This is a genomic window from Bacillus cereus group sp. BfR-BA-01355 (assembly GCF_022663675.1).
GTDB lineage: Bacteria > Bacillota > Bacilli > Bacillales > Bacillaceae_G > Bacillus_A > Bacillus_A thuringiensis_S.
Window position 1 is genome coordinate 1 of sequence record NZ_JAKUFY010000080.1, and the last position, 24,125, is coordinate 24,125.

The following is a 24,125-nucleotide window of genomic DNA, read 5'->3' on the forward strand; positions in this document are numbered from 1 at the left end:
GTACGCTAATATGAAGAGATGTTCTAGCTGTTTCAGCTTTTAAAATGGTTTGTTTCAAGTATCTACTAGTAGAAGAATTAATGTATCACTAAAGTTATTTCTCAAAAATCCTAATCCAAATAAGATATTGAGTATTAACTAAATTGTATAAGGAAGTGAATAAGTAATTATGAAGAGAAGGATATCAGTTGTTGGTGCGGTGATTTTTAATGAAAACAATGAAGTCTTATGTGCATTATGTTCTCCTACAATGACCTTACCGAATTACTGGGAATTTCCAGGTGGTAAGATAAAGAACGGAGAAGAGCCGCAAGTAGCACTGGTTCGTGAGATTAAAGAGGAGCTGGGATGTAGTATTACTGTAGATGAGAAAGTAGAGGAAATTGAATATGAGTATGAAACTATCATTGTTCATCTGACTACATATAAAGCGCAAATCCTTGAAGGTATACCTAAAGCTCTTGAGCATACAGAGTTAAAATGGGTTCGTGTTAAAGATTTAAATAATTTATATTGGGCGCCAGCTGATATTCCTACAGTAGAATCGCTATAGGAATTAATACAATACGCTTGAAAATGATAATATTATAACGTAATATATAGTTGTAAAGTCAGTTTATTTGATTCCGTTTATTCCCATACCTTGTGTAATGGTTGAGTTGTAAAAGTAAGTTCTGTTCTTACTTTAATTTTGAGAGGGCTTCTTTGAGCCGATTAGTGTAAATAGCTTATTTTGCTATGTGCATAATTAATCGACTTAGGGAAGCTTTTTTTATTTGGTTTCAAATAGATCAAAACATCGAGTTGTTTTTACAATAACAAATAAAAAAAGAAATTTTGTTTAGGGGGAAAGAACAAATGAATTAATTGATTTGTATATCATGAGAGTGGAAAGGATAAAAGAGATTTTTTTGTGAGATAAGCTAAACAAGCTTTTTATTAAATAAAGGTTTGGCTTATCAGAAGTTAAATAACTTTGTGACATTAGGATAGATACCTTAATGGATTTGCGAGTTATAGGAAAATAATTATATAGAAGTTTTGTAGATGGCATGAATGTAATTATTATAAGAGGCATAGGGTGAAGTCTACTTTATAAAAAAACGTATCAATTGATACGTTTTTTTATTGTGTTTCTAGTGAATGTAAGGTATGATTTGAAAGGGGAAAGAATTTAAATGCGTACAATCTTTCGAAATAGAGAAACGAAAAAACACATTAATTTTACACTTAAAGAGATTGAGCAATACATAGGAGAATTTAAAGAATTACTTAAAAGTGACCATTATATGATTTCTCAAAATGAAAAAAGGGAAGAAAATATTGGTTTTATAGAGGATTATAAAATTGACAAATGTAAGGAGAAAGAAATTCTTCTTAATATTGAAGCGCGTGATTTTTGTTACGCAGTTGATAATAAAAATCCTAAATTTGCTCATGAAAAATTGTATATTTTTTGTCCACAATATGAGTTGGATTATTGGGGAGAAAAGGAATTAGTAGAAATATATATTAAAACGAATTTAATTAAATATAAAAATGAAAACAAATATATAATTATTATTTCTTTTCATAAAAGAAATAAACCAGTCACTTATCTTTTTAGATAAAGATAAGTGACTTAAGGTTTTAAAATAAAGGAGTGTTTTAATGTTAACTTTCTGTGAGTTTTGTCGTGATATGGTAAATTATTCTGTTAAAGATGTTTCCAAAATGAGAGGTATTAGAGGAAAGGAATATCGTTACATTGGTAAAGAAGCATTCTGTAAAGAGTGTGAATCGAACATATTTGTTTCTGAGATTCGAGATTATAATTTAGAACAGTTAGATCATGTATATAGAAAGCAGGAACAGTTAGTGACTATTTCCCAAATAAATGAGGTTTTAGAAAAATATAAGATTGGAAAGCGGCCGCTATCTTTACTGTTAGGTTGGGGTGAAGTTACCTTAACAAGGTATATAAATGGAGATATTCCAACAAAGCAGTACTCGGATATATTGAAGCGGTTAGGTAGTGAACCATCTTTTATGCTAGATACCTTGGAAAAAAATAAAGATTTAATTACTCAAAAAGCATATAAGGTTTCTAAAGAGGCAATTGCAAAACTGCAGGAAAATACTTTTACTAAGGGAACGAAAATTGAAGAAGTTACTCAATATATACTATCTAAAAATGATGATTTAACGCCTTTAGCTCTGCAAAGGCTTTTATACTATGCACAAGGATTTTGTAAGGTTTTTACTGGGAAATACTTGTTTGAAGAGGATTGTGAAATAGGAACGCGTGGTCCTGTATATAGGGTAATTCTTGATAGATACAAAGTATATCAGTACGATAATCTTGAGGTGAATTGTGAGGAAATAAAATATTTAACTGAAACAGATAAAGAATTATTAGACTGTATAATCACTACTTTAGGGGCTTATAGTGGAAAGAGTTTAGAGAAAATGATTCAGTTTGACTTAATACGGAAAATAGATGATTCAGAATTAGAGGATTATGAATCTAGTAAATTTATCTTGGAAAAAGAAGAAATAGATAATTGCTTTAATAGAATAAAAAAAGCGTATAATTTAGTACACGTTTCCGATATTAAGCAATATAGTATAGAAGTATTTATTGAACTACTCACCAACTAATATCCTTACGGATTGTTTGAATTGGGAAATTCCTAAGTACAAAAACCTAACGGTTTCTAATTAAGCAAGTGATCCCCGTAGTTTCTAAGCTTAAAAGACGAATCGCTTCATTTGTAAGATTGAGCGCTATGTTTTGATCTCTATCGTGATGTGTGCTACAAGAAGGACAATTCCACTCTCGAATGGTTAGATTTTTAGCATTTTTGTTTTTTTAGTCACAATTGGAACATAATTGACTAGAAGTAAATGTTTTAGCTACCACAACCACTTGTTTGCTATACCACTTAGCTTTATATTCCAACATTTTTCGAAATTGTGACTAAGACATGTCACTAATCGCTTTTGCAAGCTTTTTATTACCGAAATTTATCCCCCACATACCCTTGGGCTAGCGCCCTTCACACACTTGAGGAAGTAGTATTCTGTCAGAAAATGATAAAATCGTTTTTAGTTAGGATGCTAGGGCCGTATTTTTAAAATTAGTTCTTAAAAAATTATTATATATGTAGGGGGAAATAGAACAAGCCTACATATATAACTTTTATAATCGTTTATATTTAATATTAGGAAATTATGTTTAAATAGATGAGGGATTATCTGAATTTAAAGGAGGAATTAAGATGCTTACGAAAATAATACTATGCGTGTTTGTTTATGTAGCTTTCGTAGTAAGAAAAAGTAGAAAGAAAATGCTAGAAGAAGCAAAAAAATTAGAGGAAAGTAAGAGACCAATTGAGAGACCTGTATATTGGTGTCCAAGACTCAATAAACCAATTGGTAGAGAGCAGGAGTATCAAGAAATTACAAGTGAATCAAAGGCAAAAAATGTAGAATATATCCATGGGAATATACCTGTCTCGCTAGATGTAGATATGCCATATTTTAATGAAAGTATAATAAGTAAAACAACATAGTACAAGAAATTTAAATCAACTTTTAGCCCCACCTTTCAATTATAGAAAGGTGGGGCTTTCTTATGAGAATCAAGTTTAAATTATAAATCTGTGTAATATAAGCGCATTAATTGTTCTTTTGTAGCTTGAAATAAGAGCTGCATTGGTTTACAAAAGATTTTTTCTGAAGGAGGTTCATATACTTGGAATTGAAAAGAACGTGCCATATTTCTTAATTCTACATTATTTGAAAGTACAAGAATATCTTTCTGCCTATCGTGGTAACTAAGGGTAGATAAAATTAATTCCTCTGTAATTTGTTTTTTTGTATCTTTTCCGGATTCGTTATTTATGTTTGTAGATTCTAGAGAAAATGGAAACGTAATAATTTCTTTTTCAACACAATATTTTAATGTCATGTAAATTGGATCTTTTTGTAATGAATGATATGTAGACTCATCTATTAACAAATTTGAAATGTCTGGAATTAACTTGAGTATAATTGGAAACCTCTTGTATATAGTTTCATCTATAAAAAAATACCCACCCTTTTCATGATGTTCTTGTATGGCTTGAATAAAGGTATGTTTAAAAGTCATTATTGTAGGTATAAAGGATAATCCCCCTTGTTTATGTAAAAACTTTTTTGTCCTTTCTAACCAGTCAATTCCCTTTAAAAAACTATGATCATATTTATATTCTGTTTCAAATGGCAGCTTAGGGGTATAGATAGTATTAAAAGCAGTATCATATGAACGTTGTTCGTTTTCTCCATAGTTTTTTATAAATTGATAGCCAAATGTTTCAGCATTTTTTTTTCTTTCTATATGAAATGGTGAGAGAGTGGAATTCAAAAGATCTAAAGGATTTAGTTTATCATTTTCATCTGTGAATCTACGGTATTCTCTATGATATAAATAAAAATTTTAAAATTGTTGATAGTAATAAGGATTGTTTTCAATAGAAGAATAATTTCCTCCCAATTTATCTTGCTCAAAAAATTCCAGAAAATGTTCGTATTCAATAAGTACTAATCCTTCCTCATCACAAGGTATAATAAGATCCTCTGTGAGTTCAAAGTTATCTAAATTGACACTTCGTGAAAGTATACGAGCTCCACGATCATTTGATAAAAATAAAACTTTTTTATCATTTTGATTTTTTTCTTTTATATAGCTCGCAATAATTAGGTCGTCAGGTGATTCAGGTTGAAGATTTAATGATTCAGTAAAAGTTTTATCTGTTTTTAAAAAAGAAATAGATCCGTTTGAAATTTGATATTCTTCTAATTTCTGTAGTGCGTAACGAGCTTGTTTACCTGCTTTATTGCTGGATTTTTTCAAACCATCTAACTCATCATATACTTTGCGGCTAATTAATAACTTATCTTTTGATTTTATTAAATCTAAAATAACGGGGAAATCCATAATTAAATTTGTATCTATACCAATGTAAAATCCACAATCACAGTAGAATTTTAATCTTGCTTTAAATAGATCTAGAAACTCTAAGTATTCACGGATCTCAAAATCATTCCAGTAATCTTTGTATTCGTATAAATTGTATGTAGTTACAGTCATATTAAACTCCTATATATTTAATGAATTTATGTCATGTTAAAATGAGAATCTATTTGAATGTAGATTGGCCAGATAGATCTAACTATAATTCTATATATAACAATTAAATGAATCAAGCTGTATTAATAGAAATATTTTTAAACATAATATAGATTATCGGTTTGAGGTGAAGGGAATTGCCCAAGATATGCATAGCGATACGTAAGATAGTAGTATTAAGTAGAAAGAGGTTGTAATGAACAGAAAAAGAACCCTATAGGGTTCTTTTTCCTGGCATATTAACAGTAAGGAGAATCATGAAATGCTACTTTCAAATCTTTATTAGGGGAAAGATTTAGAAAAAGCTTAACATAAATCTATTTTTACATAAATGTAAGATATAGTAAATTGATAATTTTTATACTTACTATTACTAATATTCAATTAATAACATTAACACTATGTATATAGTGTTAATGTTTGTTTAGAGCAATATTTATTTAGTTACCCAATAATAATTCCAAGTTGGTTAGATAAGACTAAGTTGGAGTTTGTTATATTACAACAAATAAAAAAATCCATTGGAAATACAATAGACATTTAAATAATTTAAAATGAAAGCGGATTTGATTAGTTGTTATAAGCAAAATATAAATAAATTGCATAAACAAAGGCCCTGTAAAAATACAGGGCCGGATACAGGGTTAAGGGAACGCATAGTTTCTTAAAACCATAATAGCATGTATTTTTGGTATAGTTATATGAGGATTTTGACAAAATTAAGAACAAGACAGAAAATCTGTAAAAAAGCAAATATAGTGCTGGAAATTTAATTTAGAATTAAGGTATAAGCATATTGAAATGGAAGAGATAAATTCTTCAGCAATACAATTAGCACAGATGGCGGAAGAACTTCAAGAGTTAATTGGTGAATTTAAGATTTAAGTTGAGATTCTAGGAGAGAATGTTAGAATCTTGTTACAGAGTGGAAATGAAAAATTTTATAACATAGTAAATAAGTATTGTACTCTCTATGCGTATTGAACAAGCAGATAAGCCATTTACATTAAATTTGTGGTGGTGCACCACCATAATCGTCAACAATATATGAAGGAGCAGGGTAATGTCCATGAGTAGCAAGCTGATCTGTTTTAGAAAACTGAGAAATTCCCACCATTAACGTCCCAATGAAAGCAATACCCGATAAAAATAAGCTGATTTTTTTCATTATTTTAACACTCCTTTTTCGATTAATTTTCGTCTTGCTTGATAACAAATATGGAAATAGTCACTTACCTTATTGTGGTTCTCTAACTGTCTACATTTTGTGGCAAATAATTCGGCGTATTCGACAACATATTCCCATAACTCTTCTTTCTCAAAGTATAAGATTCCTTCTTGAATAATTTTTTCTAATTCTTCCAATGGAATGTTTTCGTTTAATCTTTTTAAAATAAAGAAGTGATGTAGATATTCTTCGTTATGGATTTCTCTGCAGATCTTTAACCCCTTAACAATGAGTTTGCTAGCCGTTGATTGTTCTCCTAATTTATAATGTTCCTTAGCTTGTAGGAAGATAGCCTTGAAGTGTGTAGGGATTTTCTCTGTTACTTCTGAAAGGTGACGAATAGCTAAAGTAGACATACTTTGATCAGAGTACAGCCACCCCATAGTACTTTTTACGTATAACAAAGAATCTTCTTCCTTATTCTTTTGTAGTAAATCAATTGCACTTTGTAAATATTCTTCAGCTTGTTCGTACTGTTTTAAATAGATGCAGCAACCACCTAACAAACTATTACAAAAGGCTGTTTTTACTTCATAGCCTTCATACTTTGAAAAGATTGCTCTCGATTTATTTGCGTATTCGATAGAAGCGAGCATGTTATAGGTATGATGATAAAAAGTAGCAATTCTATAGTAGAATTCAGCTTGTTCAAGTTCATCTGGTATGTCTACTAATATCTTTTCTGCCAGTTTATAATGTTCCTCTGCCTCAGTATAATTTGATATAAAAGTGGAATGAATGGATTTAAAAAAGTGATAATAGAAGCGTAGAAAATGGTCTGCAGGCATATCATAGTCGCTAATAGCATCAAAGCTATTTTGTTGAATACCTAGGCTATCTGTTAAGACATTGTAACGGAATTCAAGTAGTGAGTAATATAGTAACAAATTTTGATCTTGATGTTCTTGATTTGGCTCGGTGCTTAATTTACTGATTTTTTCATCAATTTTCTTTTTTAGATTAGTAGCTTTTATAACTTGTTGAGATAGCATAGATCGATACCAGTCGTTCAATAGAGCGGTTAACTGCTCATTTCCTTTTACTGAGACACTCATAATATACGCCCCCATCCTATAGAAATATCCTAATCCTATTTAATTGTAACTATCATAGCAAAATAGAAGAAAAAATGGAGTGATTTTACAATATTTTTCAAGAAAATTCATAAAAAAATAATCAATTTATGTCGAATGTGCTTAGAATATAAGTAATCTCTATAAAAAAGCAAAAAGATGAAACAAACTATCTCATTACTCGTAACAGGGAAACGATCTTACTTAAGGTTTGGCCTCATTATATAACTATTATTAACATGTTGAGTTTTAATGTATGAAAATTATGTTAATTTGCAAACGAAATTTTATCTTTACTCCTAAAAAATGCAACTTATTCATTTTTTACACCCCCTTTTAAATCAACGTCGAAAAAATTAACAATATTTGCTAAAAAGAGAAAGAGATATTATTATAATGTAATATACAGCTATCCGTGTAATGAAAAGATAAAGAATTTTACATATTAATAATTAAAAGCTTAGCCGAAGATTACTGGAGTAAGTTAAATAACGAAGTGGCTTATGCAAAGTTATATGAGATGTATATGTGAAGGGAAAGGATAACGTTTATAGGAGGATGGGGTTCAATTCAATATATGTAACGGAGGAATAATATCATGAAATTTAATACGAAATTATTAAAGAAATTACTTTTATTAAGCGCAACGTCTTTATCAATTTTCAGTGCCTGCTCTACAAAGGAAGATGGGGATTACAAGCCATATAAGAAACAAGACTCTATAGAAGTTGCAAAGGGAGAAGAGGAGAAGTCCAATCCGCCTAAGATCGAAGAGGGTACGGAAGAACCTAAGAAGAAAAAAAAGGTACAACAAGTGGAGGAATCTAAGAATAAAGATGAGGAAATTAATGACAAATATCCGCATTATAAAGATGTACATGAGGACGCATCAACAGTATCTCTAGAACAGTATAATCAAATCAAGGTTGGAATGTCTGCGGACAAAGTCATAGTGATAGCAGGAAAGCCTGGATCCAGCGAAACAACTAAATTGTTCTCTATCTACATATATTTAGGTCACGGTGGACACGGTTCGATGACTATAAAGTTTGATTCTAATAGAAATGTAACGAACAAAGAGCAAGATGGTCTTAGCAATACTGCAGTTAAAGATGAGAAGGCTAGCAAAGAACATGAAGACCCTAATCCTGAATCTGTTAAGAAATCTAGTGCTATAATTCCAAACGATTTTTGCGGACATGGACATGACGAAACGAAGGAGCTAGCGCACGACTGTGAAAAAATTACTGATAAAAAGGCATATAGAAGATATCAACTACAACAAAAGAGAGAAGAGCGAAAAAGACAAATTAGGGGCGAAGAACAGGAATTAATTGATTACGATCAGGGGGATGCAGCTTACAAGGAGCAGCAGCGTATGTACGAAGAAATACAACGTAGAACAGAAGAAAGGGAATCGATTGACTACGATTACGATCAAGTTAGAGCTGTTAACAAAGAAAGGCAGGGAATGTATGAAGAAATACAAGAGTGAGATGAAGAAAAAGAGTTTAATAAAGACATAGGGTGTTTTAAAAGATGAGAAAAGTGTTGGAGAACGCTGATTAATTACGATTTGTTAGTTCAGGAAATATGGCAAGGCTGTGAACGCTTTTTTGGCCAGTAATATGCCGTTTGTTTTGGAGTTATTGTGATGTATTTGTATTGTGAGTAGCGGTGGAAAACATAACTGATAAAGATTTCTTTCTTTTTTATCTAAACGTTTCTTAATGAGGGCAATTGAACTACCCCCACTTTCACTTCGCTTAGAAGTGAAAGTGGGGGTAGTTCAAAAGAGTTCGTTGTTACTATATATATAATCATTAAGAGCATGTTTTGTTGGATCAGTATTTCTCAATAACAACAGCTATACATCCCATTTACATTTATTGTATGTAAAGCGTATGCTAGATTTAGTTGTAATAAATGGAAGGGAGCTGTATTTTTGAACAGAAAAGTTTTTTCTGCAGTTTTACTATCGTCACTTTTGTTTTTAGGAGTAACTGGTTCAGGGGGAGTAGAGGCTTCTATGATTACACAAATAAAGTATAAACAAGGCGGGGCAAAGTACATATATACAAATGCACCAGAAAGTGTATACGATAATCTAAATATGGGATCAAATTTTGAAGCTGGTAAGTATGCTTACTACACAAATGAAAGAATATTAGAAGCAAATCAAGAGTATAGTGCTGAATTTTTTAATCGAAATTATACTGGAGATCAATTGAAATTTGGATATGCTATACACAATGAAGATCGTCAACCGCAAACTATAAGAATTAAAAATAGTGCTGTAAATGCAGCATATCCGGTTAGTTCTGATGGTTCATGGGATATAATGGGCATTACATCTAGTACCATAGTTCAATATGGAAATAGTAACAATGATCAAGTTATTACTATTCCAGCAGATGGACATGTATTTATATTAGAAAAAGATGTAGAAGATACTTTTGCAGTTAATGGAAAAATTAAGTTTATTCCGAACGCCAAATTAACCCTACGTCAATTTGTTTCAAAGAAAAAACCAGATGGACAGTTCTCTAGCCCATCAGAAATTTTTGATCCTATAAAAACAACACAGGTTAAAAATTATAATAAAACTACTTCAACTGCTAATTATAATTACGATGAAAGGTATGCTGTTATTGATAATGTAACAACAAGTACCTTTTATGTAGGTTCAAAGACAAGTAAAGCCTATCCTCAACCCCGTGTTGGTGTTAATGAATACGAAGCACCTATATGGTATCTAGAAAATTCTAATCCGACGCTTGAAGGGAACTATGGAATTGTTTATGACTTTCAATTTAAAAATGCGGCAGGAAAGAAAATTAGAATTAAGCCTGAAATTATATCAGAAAATGATAAGTCAACTGATCCAGAGAAATTCCCGCCACTAGCATTTTTTTCACAAGTAACGTACTGGACTTCAGGAACTTGGAAAAGTACAACCAAATTAATTAAACCTGATCAATATCATTATATAACTATTCCAGCAGATCAACATGTGAAATTTATATTACCAGGTGGTAATAATGGCAATAACCATTTTGAAATTATAGAATAATGTTTTGGAAGTTAGAATTAAATAAATAGACAGAGTCATATTGTTGATGCCAATTTAACTAAAAATGTAAGAGAATAAAAAAATCGTCAGTTGCTTTTTAAAAGCGCTGACGATTTTTTGTATAGTCTCATAGCTAGACTTAATTATTAAAAGCTAAATAAATTTCTATATAGTGTAAAATTAAAGAAATTAAATAGGAATTGGGCAGTATAGTTGTTTTAAAGGGATTGAGGTGGATCTAATTTCATTGAATCTATCATAACTTTAATATTTTTCGAATTACCTTTAACAGATAGTTTCACTTTTTCAATTTCCAATGTTTTTGAAGAATCTTCATTTCCTATTGAACCAATTAACTGATCTAATTCATTAGTCCATGTAATGTTAGCAGCTTGAATCATTGCCTTAATCGTATGTATATCTGCGTAGCCAGTATACATAATTCCATCAATTACTTTTCCGTTTTCTCCTAACATGACACTTACCCATTTCATATCTTGATCTGATTTATCTACTTCTTTAGGGTAATAAAACCTATATGTATTGGATTTCTTTTCTAGTTCAAGATTAAATGGAAGAATTTCAATACCTTGTGTAGATACAGTACTCTTAATTTTATTATAGTTTTTTAAATATTCTTCTGCTGTCATATGTTTAAGTGCAACTTTTTCTTTTACATCCACTGGTTCTTTTTCGGGTGCTTCTAATTTGTTGAGAGTATCTTTGTGTTCTATATTTGTGCAACCTAACAGGCTAGCCGCTATCAGAAAGGTTCCGAGTATAAGTATTTTCTTTGGCATAAAATCTCTCCTTAAGTGATATAGGAAAAATGCCGAAAGAGTTGATATCCTTAACAATTTCGGCATTTTTCAAGTTTGGATACTTAATGTTTTTTTATAACGAAAAAGAATCATTTATATGATCTAATTGATTTAAGAAAGAACAGTACAATTAGTCCTGAAATAAATAATAAGACCCCATTTATTAATAAGATTAATGGTGGACCATATATGTCAGCGAAAAATGAGGAGATTGCTAAAGCAACTGGTGATGCAATACTCGTAAGAGAACCAAGTGTTCCAAAAGTCCTTCCCTGTAACTCAGGATCTACCTCAACTTTAATAATCACATTGACAAGCAATGTACAAAATGAAAAAAGTATTCCTAAGAGGAGAATTAATGGTACTGCATAAAGAACAGATGGAGCAAAAGATAGCCCTACAAAGATTGGAGCTAGTAAAACCATACTAAGGATTATCCACCAACCCCGTCGATATAACTTATTATCAAAAAAGATAATAATGCCTGCACCTAACATATAACCTATTGGAATGCTAGATTCAATTATCCCAAATTCAATTGGATTTGCTTTCCACACTTTTACAGACATTACTTGAATAAGCATTAATGAAGCAGTGAAAAATGTGATTAAAGTAGGCGAGAGTATAATAACAGATTTAGCAAAAGGATTCTGCCATATATACTTGAAGCCTGCAACAAGGTCCTCCTGAAATGAATTTTTGATTCCTGTTTTTTTTGTAGAATTAGGAAACTTTCCACTTAATAACACTAAAATAGCGGATAACATAAAAGTAACTGCGTCAACTGAGATAGCAATGCTACCACCAAATGCTGCAACTACAACTCCTCCTATTGCTAGCCCTGAAATACGAGATACATTATCTGCTACATTTAATACTCCAGTAGCTTGTTGAACCTTGTCTTTTCCTACAATATCAACTAAGGAAGCATGGAATGCAGGAGACTGAAATAATCCTGCACAAGAAGTAAGAGCCGTTAAGATAATAATAAGAATAAAGGGGGTACCGGGTATCGCAATACAAAATGCGATGCTTAGTATTAAAAGACTTCTTATTATATCTGTTATCCACATCAGTTTTCTGCGATCTACCCTATCTGCAACAGTACCTGCAATGGAAGAAAATAACATGCTCATGACCATATGAGTTATGGCAATTGTAGACATTAATTTGGCACTTCCTGTTGCTTGTAGTACCCAAAGGTTTAAAGCAATACTGTGAAATGAATTTCCAAACATTGATAAGGTATAACCTGTAAATACAAAAGTAAATGTACGATTTTTCCATAATGTCTTTTTCGAAGAAACAGCAAGAGCGGAATCTAATTCAACCTGTTGTTGCATAGTATTGTCACCTCACAAATTTAAGTAACTCATTTATAAAAATTTGTTTGCAAACTAATGGTGATGAACTTTAGTAATCGAGTTAATTAGACGATTAATGAAATGGAATCTCATTGTAAAAGAGCTATATTAATATAAGATATTGTTATTTTGAGGTAAAAATGGTAGGTATGAAATGGATTTAAGTACATAAATGTTTGAAAAATAAAAAACAATATAAATTAACCATAGAAATCTTAGAATGTAAGTGGATTTAAATTGTTATGAAATTAAATTACTAGAAAATATCTACTAATGGCATTATCAAATTTGTAGAAGTAAATCTTTAATTTATAAAGAAAATTTTAATTAGCATTTAGGAAGGAATATTTTAACTGTACAATAATGTTTTAATTTTTATATAAGATTTTTAAAAATAAAATATTTCTCCAGATTATTTTGAAATTTCTTTACAGCTTTTCCCTAGGTTTTTAATATTTGTAAGAGCGGAAGCTATATTTATATTTTATAGTTTATTTTGGAATATAAGATTGTTATTAGTAGTATAAATAGTATTTTTATTAATAATCTAGTATTTATTTTTAATACTCCTCTCCACATAAAGTTTTACCAAATATTTTCAGGTGAATATTACCAAATAAAAAATGTTTTGTCTATGTATTTTATTGGGGCTATATTTTGTAAGCATAATTCTATGTAAGAATTTTCTATATTTATCCTCCCTATATAATGACATTTTTTCCCTTACTTCGACATAAATCAAATGGTACAGTTTATAGGACAAATATAGAACCCACTTGTAGACATTATTTTGTATGAAAAACTGAGTCGAAACATGAGTTACTAGTTAGGGGGCGAAATATATTTTAACTATTTTTCAAATAGTACTTAAGGGTAGAGTACTAAATGTTTGAAAATAGCTGGTAAATGCTTCTATGGGATGGAGGTTGTCATTTGAAAGAAAAAGATAAGCTTAGGGTGAATAGGAACAACGTTAATTTTTCTAAAGATATAATATATCAAATTGTAACGGACAGATTCCATAATGGATGCCCATCATATAATCCCAAAGGGGGATTATATGATGAATCTAGGAAAAATAAAAAGAAATACTTTGGTGGAGATTGGATAGGGATTATTGAAAAATTAAATACAAATTATTTTACTGAACTAGGTGTGACGTCATTATGGATATCTCAACCAGTAGAAAATATCTTTACTCCAATAAATGATTTGGTAGGAAGTACTTCATATCATGGATATTGGGCTCGTGATTTTAAAAGAACAAATCCTTTTTTTGGGACATTTGAAGACTTTCAAACCTTAATAGCAACCGCTCATGCAAAAGATATAAAAATTATTATGGATTTTGCACCTAATCACACTTCGCCTGCATTACATGATGATGCGATCTATGCTGAAAATGGTAGATTATATGATAATGGATTATTACTTGGTGGATACGATAATGATTACAATCATTATTTTCATCATAATGGTGGGACGGATTTTGAAGAATATGAAGATGGCGTGTATCGTAATTTATTTGATCTTGCAGATCTAAATCACCAAAATATAGCTATTGATTTGTATTTTAAAGAAGCTATTAAACTATGGCTAGACCAAGGAATAGATGGTATACGAGTTGACGCAGTAAAACACATGTCATATGGCTGGCAAAAAAGTTGGCTAAATTCAATCTATAATTATAGACCAGTATTTATTTTTGGTGAATGGTATATCAATCCGAATGAGTATGACCATAGAAATGTTCATTTTGCAAATAATAGTGGTATGAGTTTATTAGACTTTAGTTTTGCTCATAAAGTACGTGAAGTTTTTCGAGATGGAATGGATTCCATGCATGGGTTACACAAAATGATTGAAGAAACATATCAAATTTATAATGATGTAAATAATCTTGTTACTTTTATTGATAATCATGATATGGACCGTTTTCACATTAATGGACAAAGTAAACGTAGAATAGAACAATCATTAGCATTCTTGTTAACTTCAAGGGGAATACCTTCTGTATACTATGGTACAGAGCAGTATATGGTTGGAAATGGAGATCCGAACAATCGTGGTCAAATGGAATCTTTTGATGTGAATACAGATAACTTTAAGATAATACAATCTTTATCTTCGCTTCGTAGTTTAAATTATGCACTTCCATATGGAAATACCAAAGAAAGATATATAACGGATGATATTTATGTATATGAAAGGTACTTTGGAAGTGATGTGGTATTAATAGCGTTGAATCGAAATTTAACAAAAGGATATGAAATAAAAGATGTTAAAACAATTCTTCCTTCTAGAAAGTATAAGGACATATTGGATGGCCTTTTAGATGGTGAAGCAATTAGAGTTGAAAATAATAATATAGATTCATTATGGCTTGGACCTGGGTCAGTACATGTTTGGCACCATAAAGGAGTAAATAGTATACCTTTAATAGGAACTGTGGGACATAAAATGACAACAGTTGGTCAAATAATTTGTATTGAAGGATGTGGCTTTACTTCTAAAAAAGGATCAGTATTATTTGAGGAAAAAGAGGCGGAAGTTGTTTCATGGTCACATACTAGTATAAAAGTAAAAGTTCCAGCAGTGAACGATGGTAAATATGAAATTACTGTTGTAACAGATACAGGAACTAGGAGTAATATCTATAAACATGTAGAGGTCTTCAATACAAAGCAAGTTTGTATTCGATTTGTTATTGAAAATGGATATGAAATACCAGAAAGTGAAGTTTTTATAATGGGGAACACATATTCATTAGGAAATATGAATCCTTGCAAGGCAGTAGGGCCATTTTTTAATCAAATAATGTATCAATTTCCTACGGGTTATTTAGATATAAGTGTTCCGGCTGATACCTTGCTTGAATTTAAATTTATTAGAAAGATCAATAAAACACTATTGATTGAAGGCGGAGAGAATCATAAGTATCGGACCCCGAGTTTTGGAACTGGAGAAGTGGTTGTAAAGTGGCAAACTGCAGAAAAAACTATCTTGGTGGAGTCTTAACTATAGGGGGCTACTTTTTTTACAATTGTAATTAAAATGAAGGATAAGGATTTAAAGCTAAAAAATTTGAAGAGAACTGTATTAATGCAAGTGAAAAATAGAAAGTTGGAGGTTACTATGGAACGAGCTTCTAAAGTGATTACGATTGAAAATTTTCATTCTGAAATACTTGAGAATAGTAGAAAATTATTTATATATTTACCACCTGGTTATGAAAGCAATTCGTACCAAAAGTATCCTGTATTATATATGCATGCTGGGCAGCGCTTGTTTGAGCCAGTAATAAAAAATGATGAATCATGGAATGTCCACAAGACGACTGATATGCTAATTTATGAAGGTAAAATTCAAGAGATAATAATAGTAGGTATAGCACATAAAAGAATCATAGAAAATAATGAGTTTTGTCATTTCATTTCACCAGATAAACATATTGAATGCTCTGGGTTATTATATGAAAAATTTATAATCAATGAGGTGAAACCTTACATTGATGAAAATTTTAGAACATTGACTAATGCTGAAAATACAGCTCTAATAGGGTCATCAGCAGGTGGTTTATCAACTTATAATATTGGTTTCCGCAATCCTGAAGTGTTTGGGAAAATTGGGATGTTATCTCCATTCTTTGTGAAAGTTGAAGATGATCATTCGGAATTAAAATTATATGAAATGTATGAAGGAAAAAAAGACTTAAAAATATGGATGGATATAGGTAGTGCGGAAGGTTTTTTCTTGGTAAAACATGTGAGAGATATTGCAGAAACTTTATTGGAAAATGGTTACAAATATAGAGGTGATTTAATTTTTTATCAGGATCCAAATGGTGCACATTTTGAGAAAGACTGGGGAGAACGTATGCATCTACCATTAATATATTTCTTTGGAGATGTTGGCAATATAGTTAATGTTATATTAGATGGTCGAGATGTAGTTGGATTAACTGGAATGAAAGTGAAAATTAATCCAATTGTTACGTACGATAGTGGTTTTGAAATGAGTGTTTTAGATGGTGTATTTTTAGTTGATAACCCAGACGTGCTAGAGGTTATGGGGGATGGAACAATTATACCTAAGAAAATAGGAGAAGCCGAAGTTACCTTTGTGACACAAGGTGTAAAAGGAATACCTAAAAAATATAAGGTAATAGAAACATTATCAGAATTTGTAGATGTTTCTGTAACAGTCGAAGTACCTGAAAATACACCAGTTGGTGAACGAATTTATATGAGTGTAGGCATGATACTAGATAGAATAGAAAAAAATCGTTTTGCAGGGAATTTTAAAGTGCCAAGGGACCTTGCATGCAGGTTTAAGTTTTCAAGAGGCTTTAGGCTCTTTGAAGTGGATAAATTAGGACAACCTATTCCAAATAGAAAATTTAAAGCTACTAAGGACTTACAGTTGAATTATACTGTTGAGAACTGGATAGGGCTGTAAAAAAATAAATATGGGGTGAGTGCTGTAGTGAAAATGAAAGAATTAATTCCAACTTTTGATGTCCCTTATTATTATTCATGCTATATACCAATTCTTCACGATAAATTAAAAAGTATGGGTAGCGTTAGTTACATGAGTTTAATAGCGAATGAAGAGTTATATAGTATACCATCATATCGTATGGATACTATCACATCGGTACCTTCTGTAGCAAGATATACACAGTTGTTAGAATATAATCAAACATTTCGTATGGAGAAACATGTATATTCTAATTTCGAAAAGGGGCTTCAATATATAAAAGAATGTTTGAATCGTCAAGAAGTATTTATTGCCTTAGGAAGCACCTTTTTTCTACCATATAGTAATGATTATTTGAACCCCAAATTTATAAAAAGTCATATAGATGTCCATACGGATAAATATGTTACAGACCATTACCTCGCAATTAACAAACTTACAGACGATAAAGTATTTGTTCAAGATCCAGTTCCTAATAAATTTATGGGTGAGATATCAATGGAGGAGTTCCATTCTTTTTGGAAAGGAGGAAAAGCTATACCTGAATTGGCTCAAGCAAAAGGTATAGAAAGGATTTCACCTTACTCATCAATTGATGTAATTATACAAGAAAAAATAAGCATGGAAAATCTTAGAGATATTTTTTTAAGAACACTAAAAAAAATATCAAGTGAGTATGTTCGAGGTTTAGTTATGCAAAAAAACAATAAGATATATTATTTTGGTAAGATTGCAGCCCTTGAACTTAAAGAAAATATAAATGAAGATTTTCATAAACAAAGAAATATGTTTCCTTTGTATTTGAAATGTTTATTTGATATGAGATGGAGTAGATATTTTTTATATGACTTACTTATAGACATGAACGAGTTATTTAAAGATAAATTTATTCATATTACTAGTGAGTTAATGGATATAAAACAATCATGGGAAAGACTATATAAGATTGCACATATTAAATTATTAAAAAAAGATAGTAACTTAAGTGATCTCGAATCTTTTAATTTGATAATGATGGATATTATTAATAGAGAGTGTGTCTTACATGAAAATATTTTATTTCTTCTGCAACATAATTATAGTCTTCAGTCTTAATAGGGAAAAGATAATTGAGAGAAGTAGAGTAAGGCTACTACGTATACTTACAAACTTTATCAGTAGAAGAATAAGTGTATTTAGTGTTCATGTTATATACTACTACAATCGCCGGAAGGAAATCTTCATAGTAAAAAGATGATTTATTATAAAAAGGAGTGTATTTACTTGGAAGATACAAATAAAGAAAAGATTATTCAAATCGTATTGTGCTGTGTTGAAGAAGTGAATGAAAATCTTGAAAATAAAATTGATCTTGAAAAAGGCTTGAAAGCACATCTTTATGATTGGGAGGGGTATTTAGATTCGTTAGGGCTGGTATCTTTATTGGTAAGTATTGAACAAGGCTTAGAAGATGAATTGAGTTTATCAGTTGATTTGGTGAATTTAGATACAATGTCACAACATAATAGCCCATTTAAAACAATAGAAACATTAGTTGCGTATATTTTAGAATGCCAGGAACAATTAAAATCACTAACATAACAAAATATTAAAGGAGAAAATTTTAAAGGAGGTTAGGTATGCATATTGATTTTTTATTTGAAAGATTTGAAATGAATAAAGAATGCGAAGCTATAGTTTGGGAGGATAAAACTTACACATATGAGTGGTTTCTAAATCAAATAAAGATTTATACAAGGGAGTTAAATGAACATAGAAAGATGGATTATACAATAGTCTCTTTGGAAGCGGATTATTCTCCATACTCTATAGCAATGTTTTTAGCACTTATTGAATTAGGATGTACTGTAGTACCAATATTAAATTCATTGGTTGACAGTAAGAAGAAAGAATACTATGAAATAGTTGAATTAGAAAATGTAATTAAAGTTGAAAAGGAAAGCTTTGAAATAATCAATATAAAAAGAGATTACATTCAAAATGAATTATTATTACAACTGAAAAAGTTAAAACATCCAGGATTAGTATTGTTTTCATCTGGTACAACTGGACGTAGTAAAGCAATTGTACATGATTTTACATTACTTCAAAAGAAGTACAGTGTCGCAAGGAGTGCAAAACGTGTTATACCATTTATGTTATTTGATCACATTGGAGGAGTTAATACTCTATTCCAAATTATTTCCAGCTCAGGGTGTTTGGTAATTATTGATGATCGTACCCCTAATCGAGTATGTAACATGATTGAGAAACATCAAGTACAAGCTCTACCCGCATCACCAACTTTTATAAATCTACTTATACTGAGTGAGGTTTATAAAAAGTATAATTTAAATAGTTTGCAGACCATTTCTTATGGATCAGAAGTTATGCCTGAGGCTACACTAAGTAAAATAAACGAAATATTCCCTCATGTTAAAATTACACAAATGTATGGGTTGTCAGAATATGGAGTTTTATATTCACAATCTAAATCGAATGATTCTTTGTGGATCAAACTAAGCGATAAGAATATTGAGTCAAGAGTAGTGGATGGAATGTTGCAGATCAAATCAATGTCTACAATGATTGGCTATATTAATGCTCCAAGTCCATTTACTCAAGATGGCTGGCTTATGACAGGAGATATGGTGGAAGTAGATGAAGATTATATTAAAATTTTAGGAAGAAAATCAGAGATTATAAATATTGGCGGAGAAAAAGTATTTCCAGCTGAAGTTGAAAATGTAATACAGGTAATGGATGGAGTAGAGGAGGTTGCTGTTGTTGGTGAAAAAAATGCAATCACAGGGCAAATGGTTAAGGCTGTGGTTAAATTAAGTACAAATGAAAGTGTAAGTGAATTTAGAAAGCGATTAAGAGAGTTCTGTAAAGATAAACTACCATTATATAAGATTCCACAGAAAGTGGTATTAACAACTGAGAAAATGCATACAGAGCGTTTTAAAAAAGATAAGAAGGTATTTATGTAACCAAAAGTTGAAGTCCTTTTATACAATAATTTAAAAGTAAATTATAAATCCCTTATATTTTGAAAAAACTTTTTCAAAATATAAGGGATTCTTTTTATTTTTTTCGGATCTAAATTGAGTAATTCATATAAATAAGCTTCTTCGCAAAATAAAAATTTACGTGTTAAGGAGAAACTTTATGTTTATAGAGTTCGTTGTTGTTTATTATTACGATTCGATAGGAGTTTATCTAATGATATAGATTGGCTGTTATTTACTACAAAAAATAAAGAAACAGCCAATAATAATAAATCAAATTCATACCCTCCTATAAATCCTTGATCAAATTTCACAGTAATAATAGCTCCGGCTATAAGTAAAGAAAATAAGGTTGAAATAATTCGTGTACCAAGCCCCAGAATAACTAAAATTCCACCCACTAGTTCAAGAATTGCTACTGGATATGCAAGCCAATCGAATATTCCTAGGCTGTTGAAGAAATTTTCCGTATTATGAATGCCATCTTGAAATTTTGTGAGTCCATGAGCAAAAAAAGTTAACCCTAATACTAATCTAATAATGAAAAAACTTAACTCATTTTTGTTTGACAATTGATTTTCCTCCATTCAGTGATTTTGAAGTACGATTAGCCATAGATTTTTCCGTTTCCTTATTCTATTGATCTATATATGATATAGAATCAAAAAACAGTATATTTTTTTGTTTTTCAACTTTACTACTTGATCACTTTTTGTTTATAGGAATAAGGTTCTATCCCTTTAATATCCATTTCAATATCCTGAAGTACTGTATTGTTAATAGATCCTTCAATTACTCCAAATGTTTTATTTAGGATGTGACCGGCACTTTTAAATCCAACATAATGTCCACGAACCATACGTGGAAAACATGCACCAAACATGCCTTGTACCGTAATAATTGATTGGAAATGGAGAACCTCAGTAATTAATGTTCCTATCATTGCTATATTTATTTTGCTATTTGGAGGTACTTTAATAGAATGTTCAATTGAAGGAGAGATATGAATTGATTTTGAATTACTTTCGCCTACAAAAGTTGAAATATTAAATTCATTACCCGATTGAAATTTACCTGCAATGATGAGATCTGATTTTAAAGTTAAACCTGTAATAGATTTCGAAGTCCAAGATTGTATATTTACCCATTGTTCTTCTATGGTCACTACAATCTCTTTTTCTTCATTATTAGGATTACATACAAATTGTTCCTTTAGGGTTATTTCATTTATTGAAGGTTCTTCAAGATCTCGAAATATAAAAGGGCCCAGCATTTTATAACAAGCGTGATCATAACGTTCAGTAATAGCAGGCTTATTATGAATTGGAAACGTCTCATTATTTAATGCAATTTCGTCAGGAAGTATTCCATAAAGATCTTTAAATGCATCCATTATGGAGTCTGTAGTTGAATCTAATGAATCTAAATCTGAAAAAGATAATTTTTCTTGTATAATCATACTAATGCTCCTTACCTATTTGTGTATTTTATTTGTTTGATCGTGGTCAAAAGACAATTAAAATATGAAGAAGAGATAAACTAATAGTTTGACAGATAGAATAATTAATAACTTTTGAGAATAAATTCCATTTTATGCTGTGGGATTCCTATCAATTAATACTCATTAGAAATTTATAAAGATTTGATTGAATTTTAGGAAAATAGAGGTTGTTATTGAAAATCTAATTAGGGATAAAATTATGGAACGCATCAATAAACGGATTATTAAGGATGGAAAATAACGGATAAATAGCAGAGAGATGAATATGAACGGAAGAAAATCTTGTGGCTCACAAAGAATTTAAGAGCTAGAGGTGTAAATAACAGCACAGATAAGGTTGAAGAAATCTTTATCAATTCTAGCTAAATGATAAAAGCCCTGCAGGGGATGCAGGGCAAGACTAAGGGTATTGAAGAATTGTCGATTCTAAAAGTAAAGGACTTCTTGGAATGCTATAAGTTTAACACATAATATTTTAAAACTTTATATATAGATGTTACAGAAATATGAATATGAAAAACTCAGATAAAAATCATGAAAAAGTTGATGATCCATAGAAGCTATAAGGGATTATGTTTGTAAAATTGTCTTTATATAGTTAATAGAAAAGGCTTTTGTTGGTCTTAATATCCGGGAATCTAGTAGAATGCACTGCCTAGTAGACAGGTTCCTGGATATTACGATGCGTGAAAGCATCAAAAAAGCCCGTACAGAAGCACAGGCCGGTTGATACACATATCGGTAACTAAATATTAACAGAAATACTTAGTAAGTACTATTGAAAAAATAAAAAACTGCTTTCCCCCTAAGACGGTTTGAAGAATAGTCTGTATAATAAACCAACATTAACCAATTTACTATCAATTAAGGTGACAATAGTATTACAAATTTGTAAGGTTTATCAGGTAGAGGAACCAATGAAAAGGATATACAATCGTTATCTTTCAGTATATCCTCTTCGAAATTTATCAAATACTTACTTGAATGTCGTTATCTCTATATAGATATTTTATTTGAACAAAAAAATGACCCTTACAATTGAGTACGAGTCCTAAAAGCAAAGAAAAAGTCGTATATGATACTACATAAAATCATTTTTTATTATAATATTTTAATGTATAGTTATCTATACATGGATGTGCGAAAGAACTGACAAACATGCTATTTGCAGATGAAAAATTCCTAGAGGGGACTAGGAATTTTCTACTGAACGATACGATTTATAAAAAGAATATAATTAATATATCATAAGAATGTTTCATAAATGTATCGAAAAAGTGAACACTTTGTTATTTGAATGTAAGTTGAAAACCAAATATTTAAGCATGCAGTTTAATAAGGAAAGAGGAACTTAAAATCTGATGAATCTTCACCAATATCGTTTAATTGTCTGATGTAAAGGTGAAAGGATATTAACGAAAAAGCCAAATTAGTAGGAAGTAAATTTAAAAAGTCCTGTCTTTTGACAGGACTTTCAAAAAGGGAACAACAGTTAACAATTGAAGGTTCCTTTATATTACCATTACTAGTAATTTAATTCCATGTGTTATGTGTTGAGAAATAATCTTCTATAAGATGAAAAAAAGTAACCAATGAAGTTAAGTAACGAATTGATGTAAAAATGACATTTGGACCTGTAAGTAATGGATATGAAACATATAGTTATAGTCGAGAAAATGAACAGTTCATAAGCTAGAAATTTTAGCTTGCATATAGTATATGTTGTAAAGAAAGGGTGGGGATGAAGTATGGAACGACCGAACTGAGGCATCCGGGGGAGTATTCGTGGGCTGTACGTTTCTTGGCGCGGGAGTGAGATCTATGTTTGGGGGCGCCCAAACTGGGTGGATGATAGGGATGGGCGCTGGGTTTCTTGGTATGGCTTTGACGAGATGGATTGGGAAATAATTTAACAGATTCACTTTCTTCGATAAATAAAGCGATAGGCACATAAGAATGTACTTACATAGGATTTTAAAAAGAGACACCAAAGTGCGTCTCTGCATACTTACATTTCCACTTTAATTATTACAATACCCTTTTAACATACCTTTAGAAAAACGATTTGGATATAAAGCAATAAGCATCCCGTAGGGGCTTCCTTTCCAATAGCGTTGTAAGGGTGTCCGTAATTTTCGTTTTATGAGCCATCGTTGATTAAATACTTTTAATAGCTGTTTTTCATCCAGTTTTTCTTTCTCTTCAATGGTCCATCTTAAGGCTTCTAGTGCTTTACATTTGGACCAAAAGCCAACTGGTGTAACTTTGAATTCCCATTCTTTAAAGCGACCTTGATATAAGTCGTTTATCATTTTAAATGGACTATTTCCCCACATTAATTGACATGGAGACGCTAATCTGTGAGTCTTTAGCCACTTTATACTGTATACATCCAGTATTTGTTCGGGAGTTAATTTTTCTTTTTCTTCAATGGTCCATTTCAA

General features: G+C 30.7%; 21 protein-coding genes and 2 pseudogenes. 13 read left to right on the forward strand and 10 right to left on the reverse strand.

Annotated elements, in window-relative coordinates; all coding sequences use genetic code 11:
• The first annotated feature begins 169 nt into the window (after positions 1 to 169).
• The 3 genes from MR167_RS22025 (at position 170) to MR167_RS22035 (ending at position 2,640) form a co-directional block, all read left to right on the forward strand.
• On the forward strand, positions 170 to 553 hold the full coding sequence (locus MR167_RS22025) for a (deoxy)nucleoside triphosphate pyrophosphohydrolase (RefSeq protein ID WP_242315461.1): 384 nt from the start codon (positions 170 to 172) through the stop codon (positions 551 to 553).
• A 625-nt stretch (positions 554 to 1,178) separates the two neighbouring features.
• On the forward strand, positions 1,179 to 1,610 hold the full coding sequence (locus tag MR167_RS22030) for a hypothetical protein (protein WP_001259122.1): 432 nt from the start codon (positions 1,179 to 1,181) through the stop codon (positions 1,608 to 1,610).
• Positions 1,611 to 1,650: 40 nt separating this feature from the next.
• Positions 1,651 to 2,640 (forward strand): type II toxin-antitoxin system antitoxin SocA domain-containing protein, encoded by a 990-nt coding sequence (locus tag MR167_RS22035; RefSeq protein ID WP_242315462.1) that lies wholly within the window; start codon positions 1,651 to 1,653, stop codon positions 2,638 to 2,640.
• Between the two features lie 46 nt (positions 2,641 to 2,686).
• On the opposite strand, the pseudogene MR167_RS22040 reads toward MR167_RS22035, so the two are convergent.
• Positions 2,687 to 2,998, reverse strand: a pseudogene (locus MR167_RS22040) (zinc ribbon domain-containing protein); the annotation flags it as partial.
• A gap of 262 nt (positions 2,999 to 3,260) precedes the next feature.
• On the opposite strand from MR167_RS22040, the gene MR167_RS22045 reads away from it, so the two are divergent.
• Positions 3,261 to 3,554: a hypothetical protein gene (locus MR167_RS22045; protein ID WP_000956286.1), complete on the forward strand. Its 294-nt coding sequence runs from the start codon at positions 3,261 to 3,263 to the stop codon at positions 3,552 to 3,554.
• A gap of 80 nt (positions 3,555 to 3,634) precedes the next feature.
• Here the strand turns inward: MR167_RS22045 and MR167_RS22050 are convergent, their stop codons facing one another.
• Positions 3,635 to 4,387, reverse strand: a complete 753-nt coding sequence (locus MR167_RS22050) for a hypothetical protein (protein WP_242315465.1) — start codon at positions 4,385 to 4,387, stop codon at positions 3,635 to 3,637.
• Between the two features lie 72 nt (positions 4,388 to 4,459).
• The gene (locus tag MR167_RS22055; protein WP_242315467.1) at positions 4,460 to 5,113 is read right to left on the reverse strand and encodes a PIN domain-containing protein; all 654 of its coding nucleotides are present in this window, start codon (positions 5,111 to 5,113) and stop codon (positions 4,460 to 4,462) included.
• Between the two features lie 828 nt (positions 5,114 to 5,941).
• Between MR167_RS22055 and MR167_RS33720 the strand changes: the two are divergent.
• Positions 5,942 to 6,037, forward strand: a pseudogene (locus MR167_RS33720) (methyl-accepting chemotaxis protein); the annotation flags it as partial.
• Positions 6,038 to 6,158: 121 nt separating this feature from the next.
• Here MR167_RS33720 and MR167_RS22060 read toward each other — a convergent pair.
• Complete coding sequence (locus MR167_RS22060; protein WP_242315469.1) at positions 6,159 to 6,320, reverse strand: hypothetical protein; 162 nt, start codon at positions 6,318 to 6,320, stop codon at positions 6,159 to 6,161.
• Positions 6,320 to 7,435 carry a Rap family tetratricopeptide repeat protein gene (locus MR167_RS22065; protein ID WP_086398609.1) on the reverse strand — a complete coding sequence of 372 codons (1,116 nt, stop codon included), beginning with the start codon at positions 7,433 to 7,435 and terminating at the stop codon, positions 6,320 to 6,322. The genes MR167_RS22060 and MR167_RS22065 overlap by 1 nt, the downstream gene beginning before the upstream one ends.
• A 616-nt stretch (positions 7,436 to 8,051) precedes the next feature.
• Between MR167_RS22065 and MR167_RS22070 the strand changes: the two genes are divergently transcribed.
• Both MR167_RS22070 and MR167_RS22075 read left to right on the forward strand, forming a co-directional pair.
• Positions 8,052 to 8,948 carry an outer membrane protein assembly factor BamE gene (locus tag MR167_RS22070; RefSeq protein WP_242315470.1) on the forward strand — a complete coding sequence of 299 codons (897 nt, stop codon included), beginning with the start codon at positions 8,052 to 8,054 and terminating at the stop codon, positions 8,946 to 8,948.
• A gap of 450 nt (positions 8,949 to 9,398) precedes the next feature.
• Positions 9,399 to 10,526 (forward strand): copper amine oxidase, encoded by a 1,128-nt coding sequence (locus tag MR167_RS22075; protein WP_242315472.1) that lies wholly within the window; start codon positions 9,399 to 9,401, stop codon positions 10,524 to 10,526.
• Positions 10,527 to 10,744: 218 nt separating this feature from the next.
• Here the strand turns inward: MR167_RS22075 and MR167_RS22080 are convergent, their stop codons facing one another.
• A complete protein-coding gene (locus MR167_RS22080) occupies positions 10,745 to 11,326 on the reverse strand; it encodes a hypothetical protein (protein WP_242315473.1) in 582 nt (193 codons plus the stop codon).
• Between the two features lie 110 nt (positions 11,327 to 11,436).
• Positions 11,437 to 12,690: an MFS transporter gene (locus MR167_RS22085; protein WP_137075299.1), complete on the reverse strand. Its 1,254-nt coding sequence runs from the start codon at positions 12,688 to 12,690 to the stop codon at positions 11,437 to 11,439.
• 954 nt (positions 12,691 to 13,644) lie between these two features.
• Between MR167_RS22085 and MR167_RS22090 the strand changes: the two genes are divergently transcribed.
• From MR167_RS22090 to MR167_RS22110, 5 genes are all read left to right on the forward strand, one after another.
• Positions 13,645 to 15,729 (forward strand): alpha-amylase family glycosyl hydrolase, encoded by a 2,085-nt coding sequence (locus MR167_RS22090; RefSeq protein WP_242315474.1) that lies wholly within the window; start codon positions 13,645 to 13,647, stop codon positions 15,727 to 15,729.
• A gap of 117 nt (positions 15,730 to 15,846) precedes the next feature.
• Positions 15,847 to 17,169, forward strand: a complete 1,323-nt coding sequence (locus tag MR167_RS22095) for an alpha/beta hydrolase (protein WP_242315475.1) — start codon at positions 15,847 to 15,849, stop codon at positions 17,167 to 17,169.
• A 27-nt stretch (positions 17,170 to 17,196) separates the two neighbouring features.
• Positions 17,197 to 18,285, forward strand: a complete 1,089-nt coding sequence (locus MR167_RS22100) for a hypothetical protein (protein ID WP_346657774.1) — start codon at positions 17,197 to 17,199, stop codon at positions 18,283 to 18,285.
• 168 nt (positions 18,286 to 18,453) lie between these two features.
• Positions 18,454 to 18,771, forward strand: coding sequence for an acyl carrier protein (locus MR167_RS22105; protein WP_097890693.1), 318 nt, complete (start codon positions 18,454 to 18,456; stop codon positions 18,769 to 18,771).
• A gap of 38 nt (positions 18,772 to 18,809) precedes the next feature.
• Positions 18,810 to 20,162, forward strand: a complete 1,353-nt coding sequence (locus MR167_RS22110; protein ID WP_242315476.1) for an ANL family adenylate-forming protein — start codon at positions 18,810 to 18,812, stop codon at positions 20,160 to 20,162.
• 182 nt (positions 20,163 to 20,344) lie between these two features.
• Here MR167_RS22110 and MR167_RS22115 read toward each other — a convergent pair whose 3' ends face one another.
• Positions 20,345 to 20,752, reverse strand: a complete 408-nt coding sequence (locus MR167_RS22115; protein ID WP_242315477.1) for a DoxX family protein — start codon at positions 20,750 to 20,752, stop codon at positions 20,345 to 20,347.
• A 125-nt stretch (positions 20,753 to 20,877) separates the two neighbouring features.
• On the reverse strand, positions 20,878 to 21,639 hold the full coding sequence (locus MR167_RS22120; RefSeq protein WP_242315478.1) for a hydralysin-2: 762 nt from the start codon (positions 21,637 to 21,639) through the stop codon (positions 20,878 to 20,880).
• A 1,827-nt stretch (positions 21,640 to 23,466) separates the two neighbouring features.
• Here MR167_RS22120 and MR167_RS33000 point away from each other — a divergent pair.
• Positions 23,467 to 23,589 carry a hypothetical protein gene (locus tag MR167_RS33000; protein WP_255787195.1) on the forward strand — a complete coding sequence of 41 codons (123 nt, stop codon included), beginning with the start codon at positions 23,467 to 23,469 and terminating at the stop codon, positions 23,587 to 23,589.
• Positions 23,590 to 23,702: 113 nt separating this feature from the next.
• Here the strand turns inward: MR167_RS33000 and MR167_RS22125 are convergent.
• The coding region (locus MR167_RS22125; RefSeq protein WP_481746705.1) for a DUF4046 domain-containing protein at positions 23,703 to 24,125 on the reverse strand (423 nt) is incomplete at its 5' end.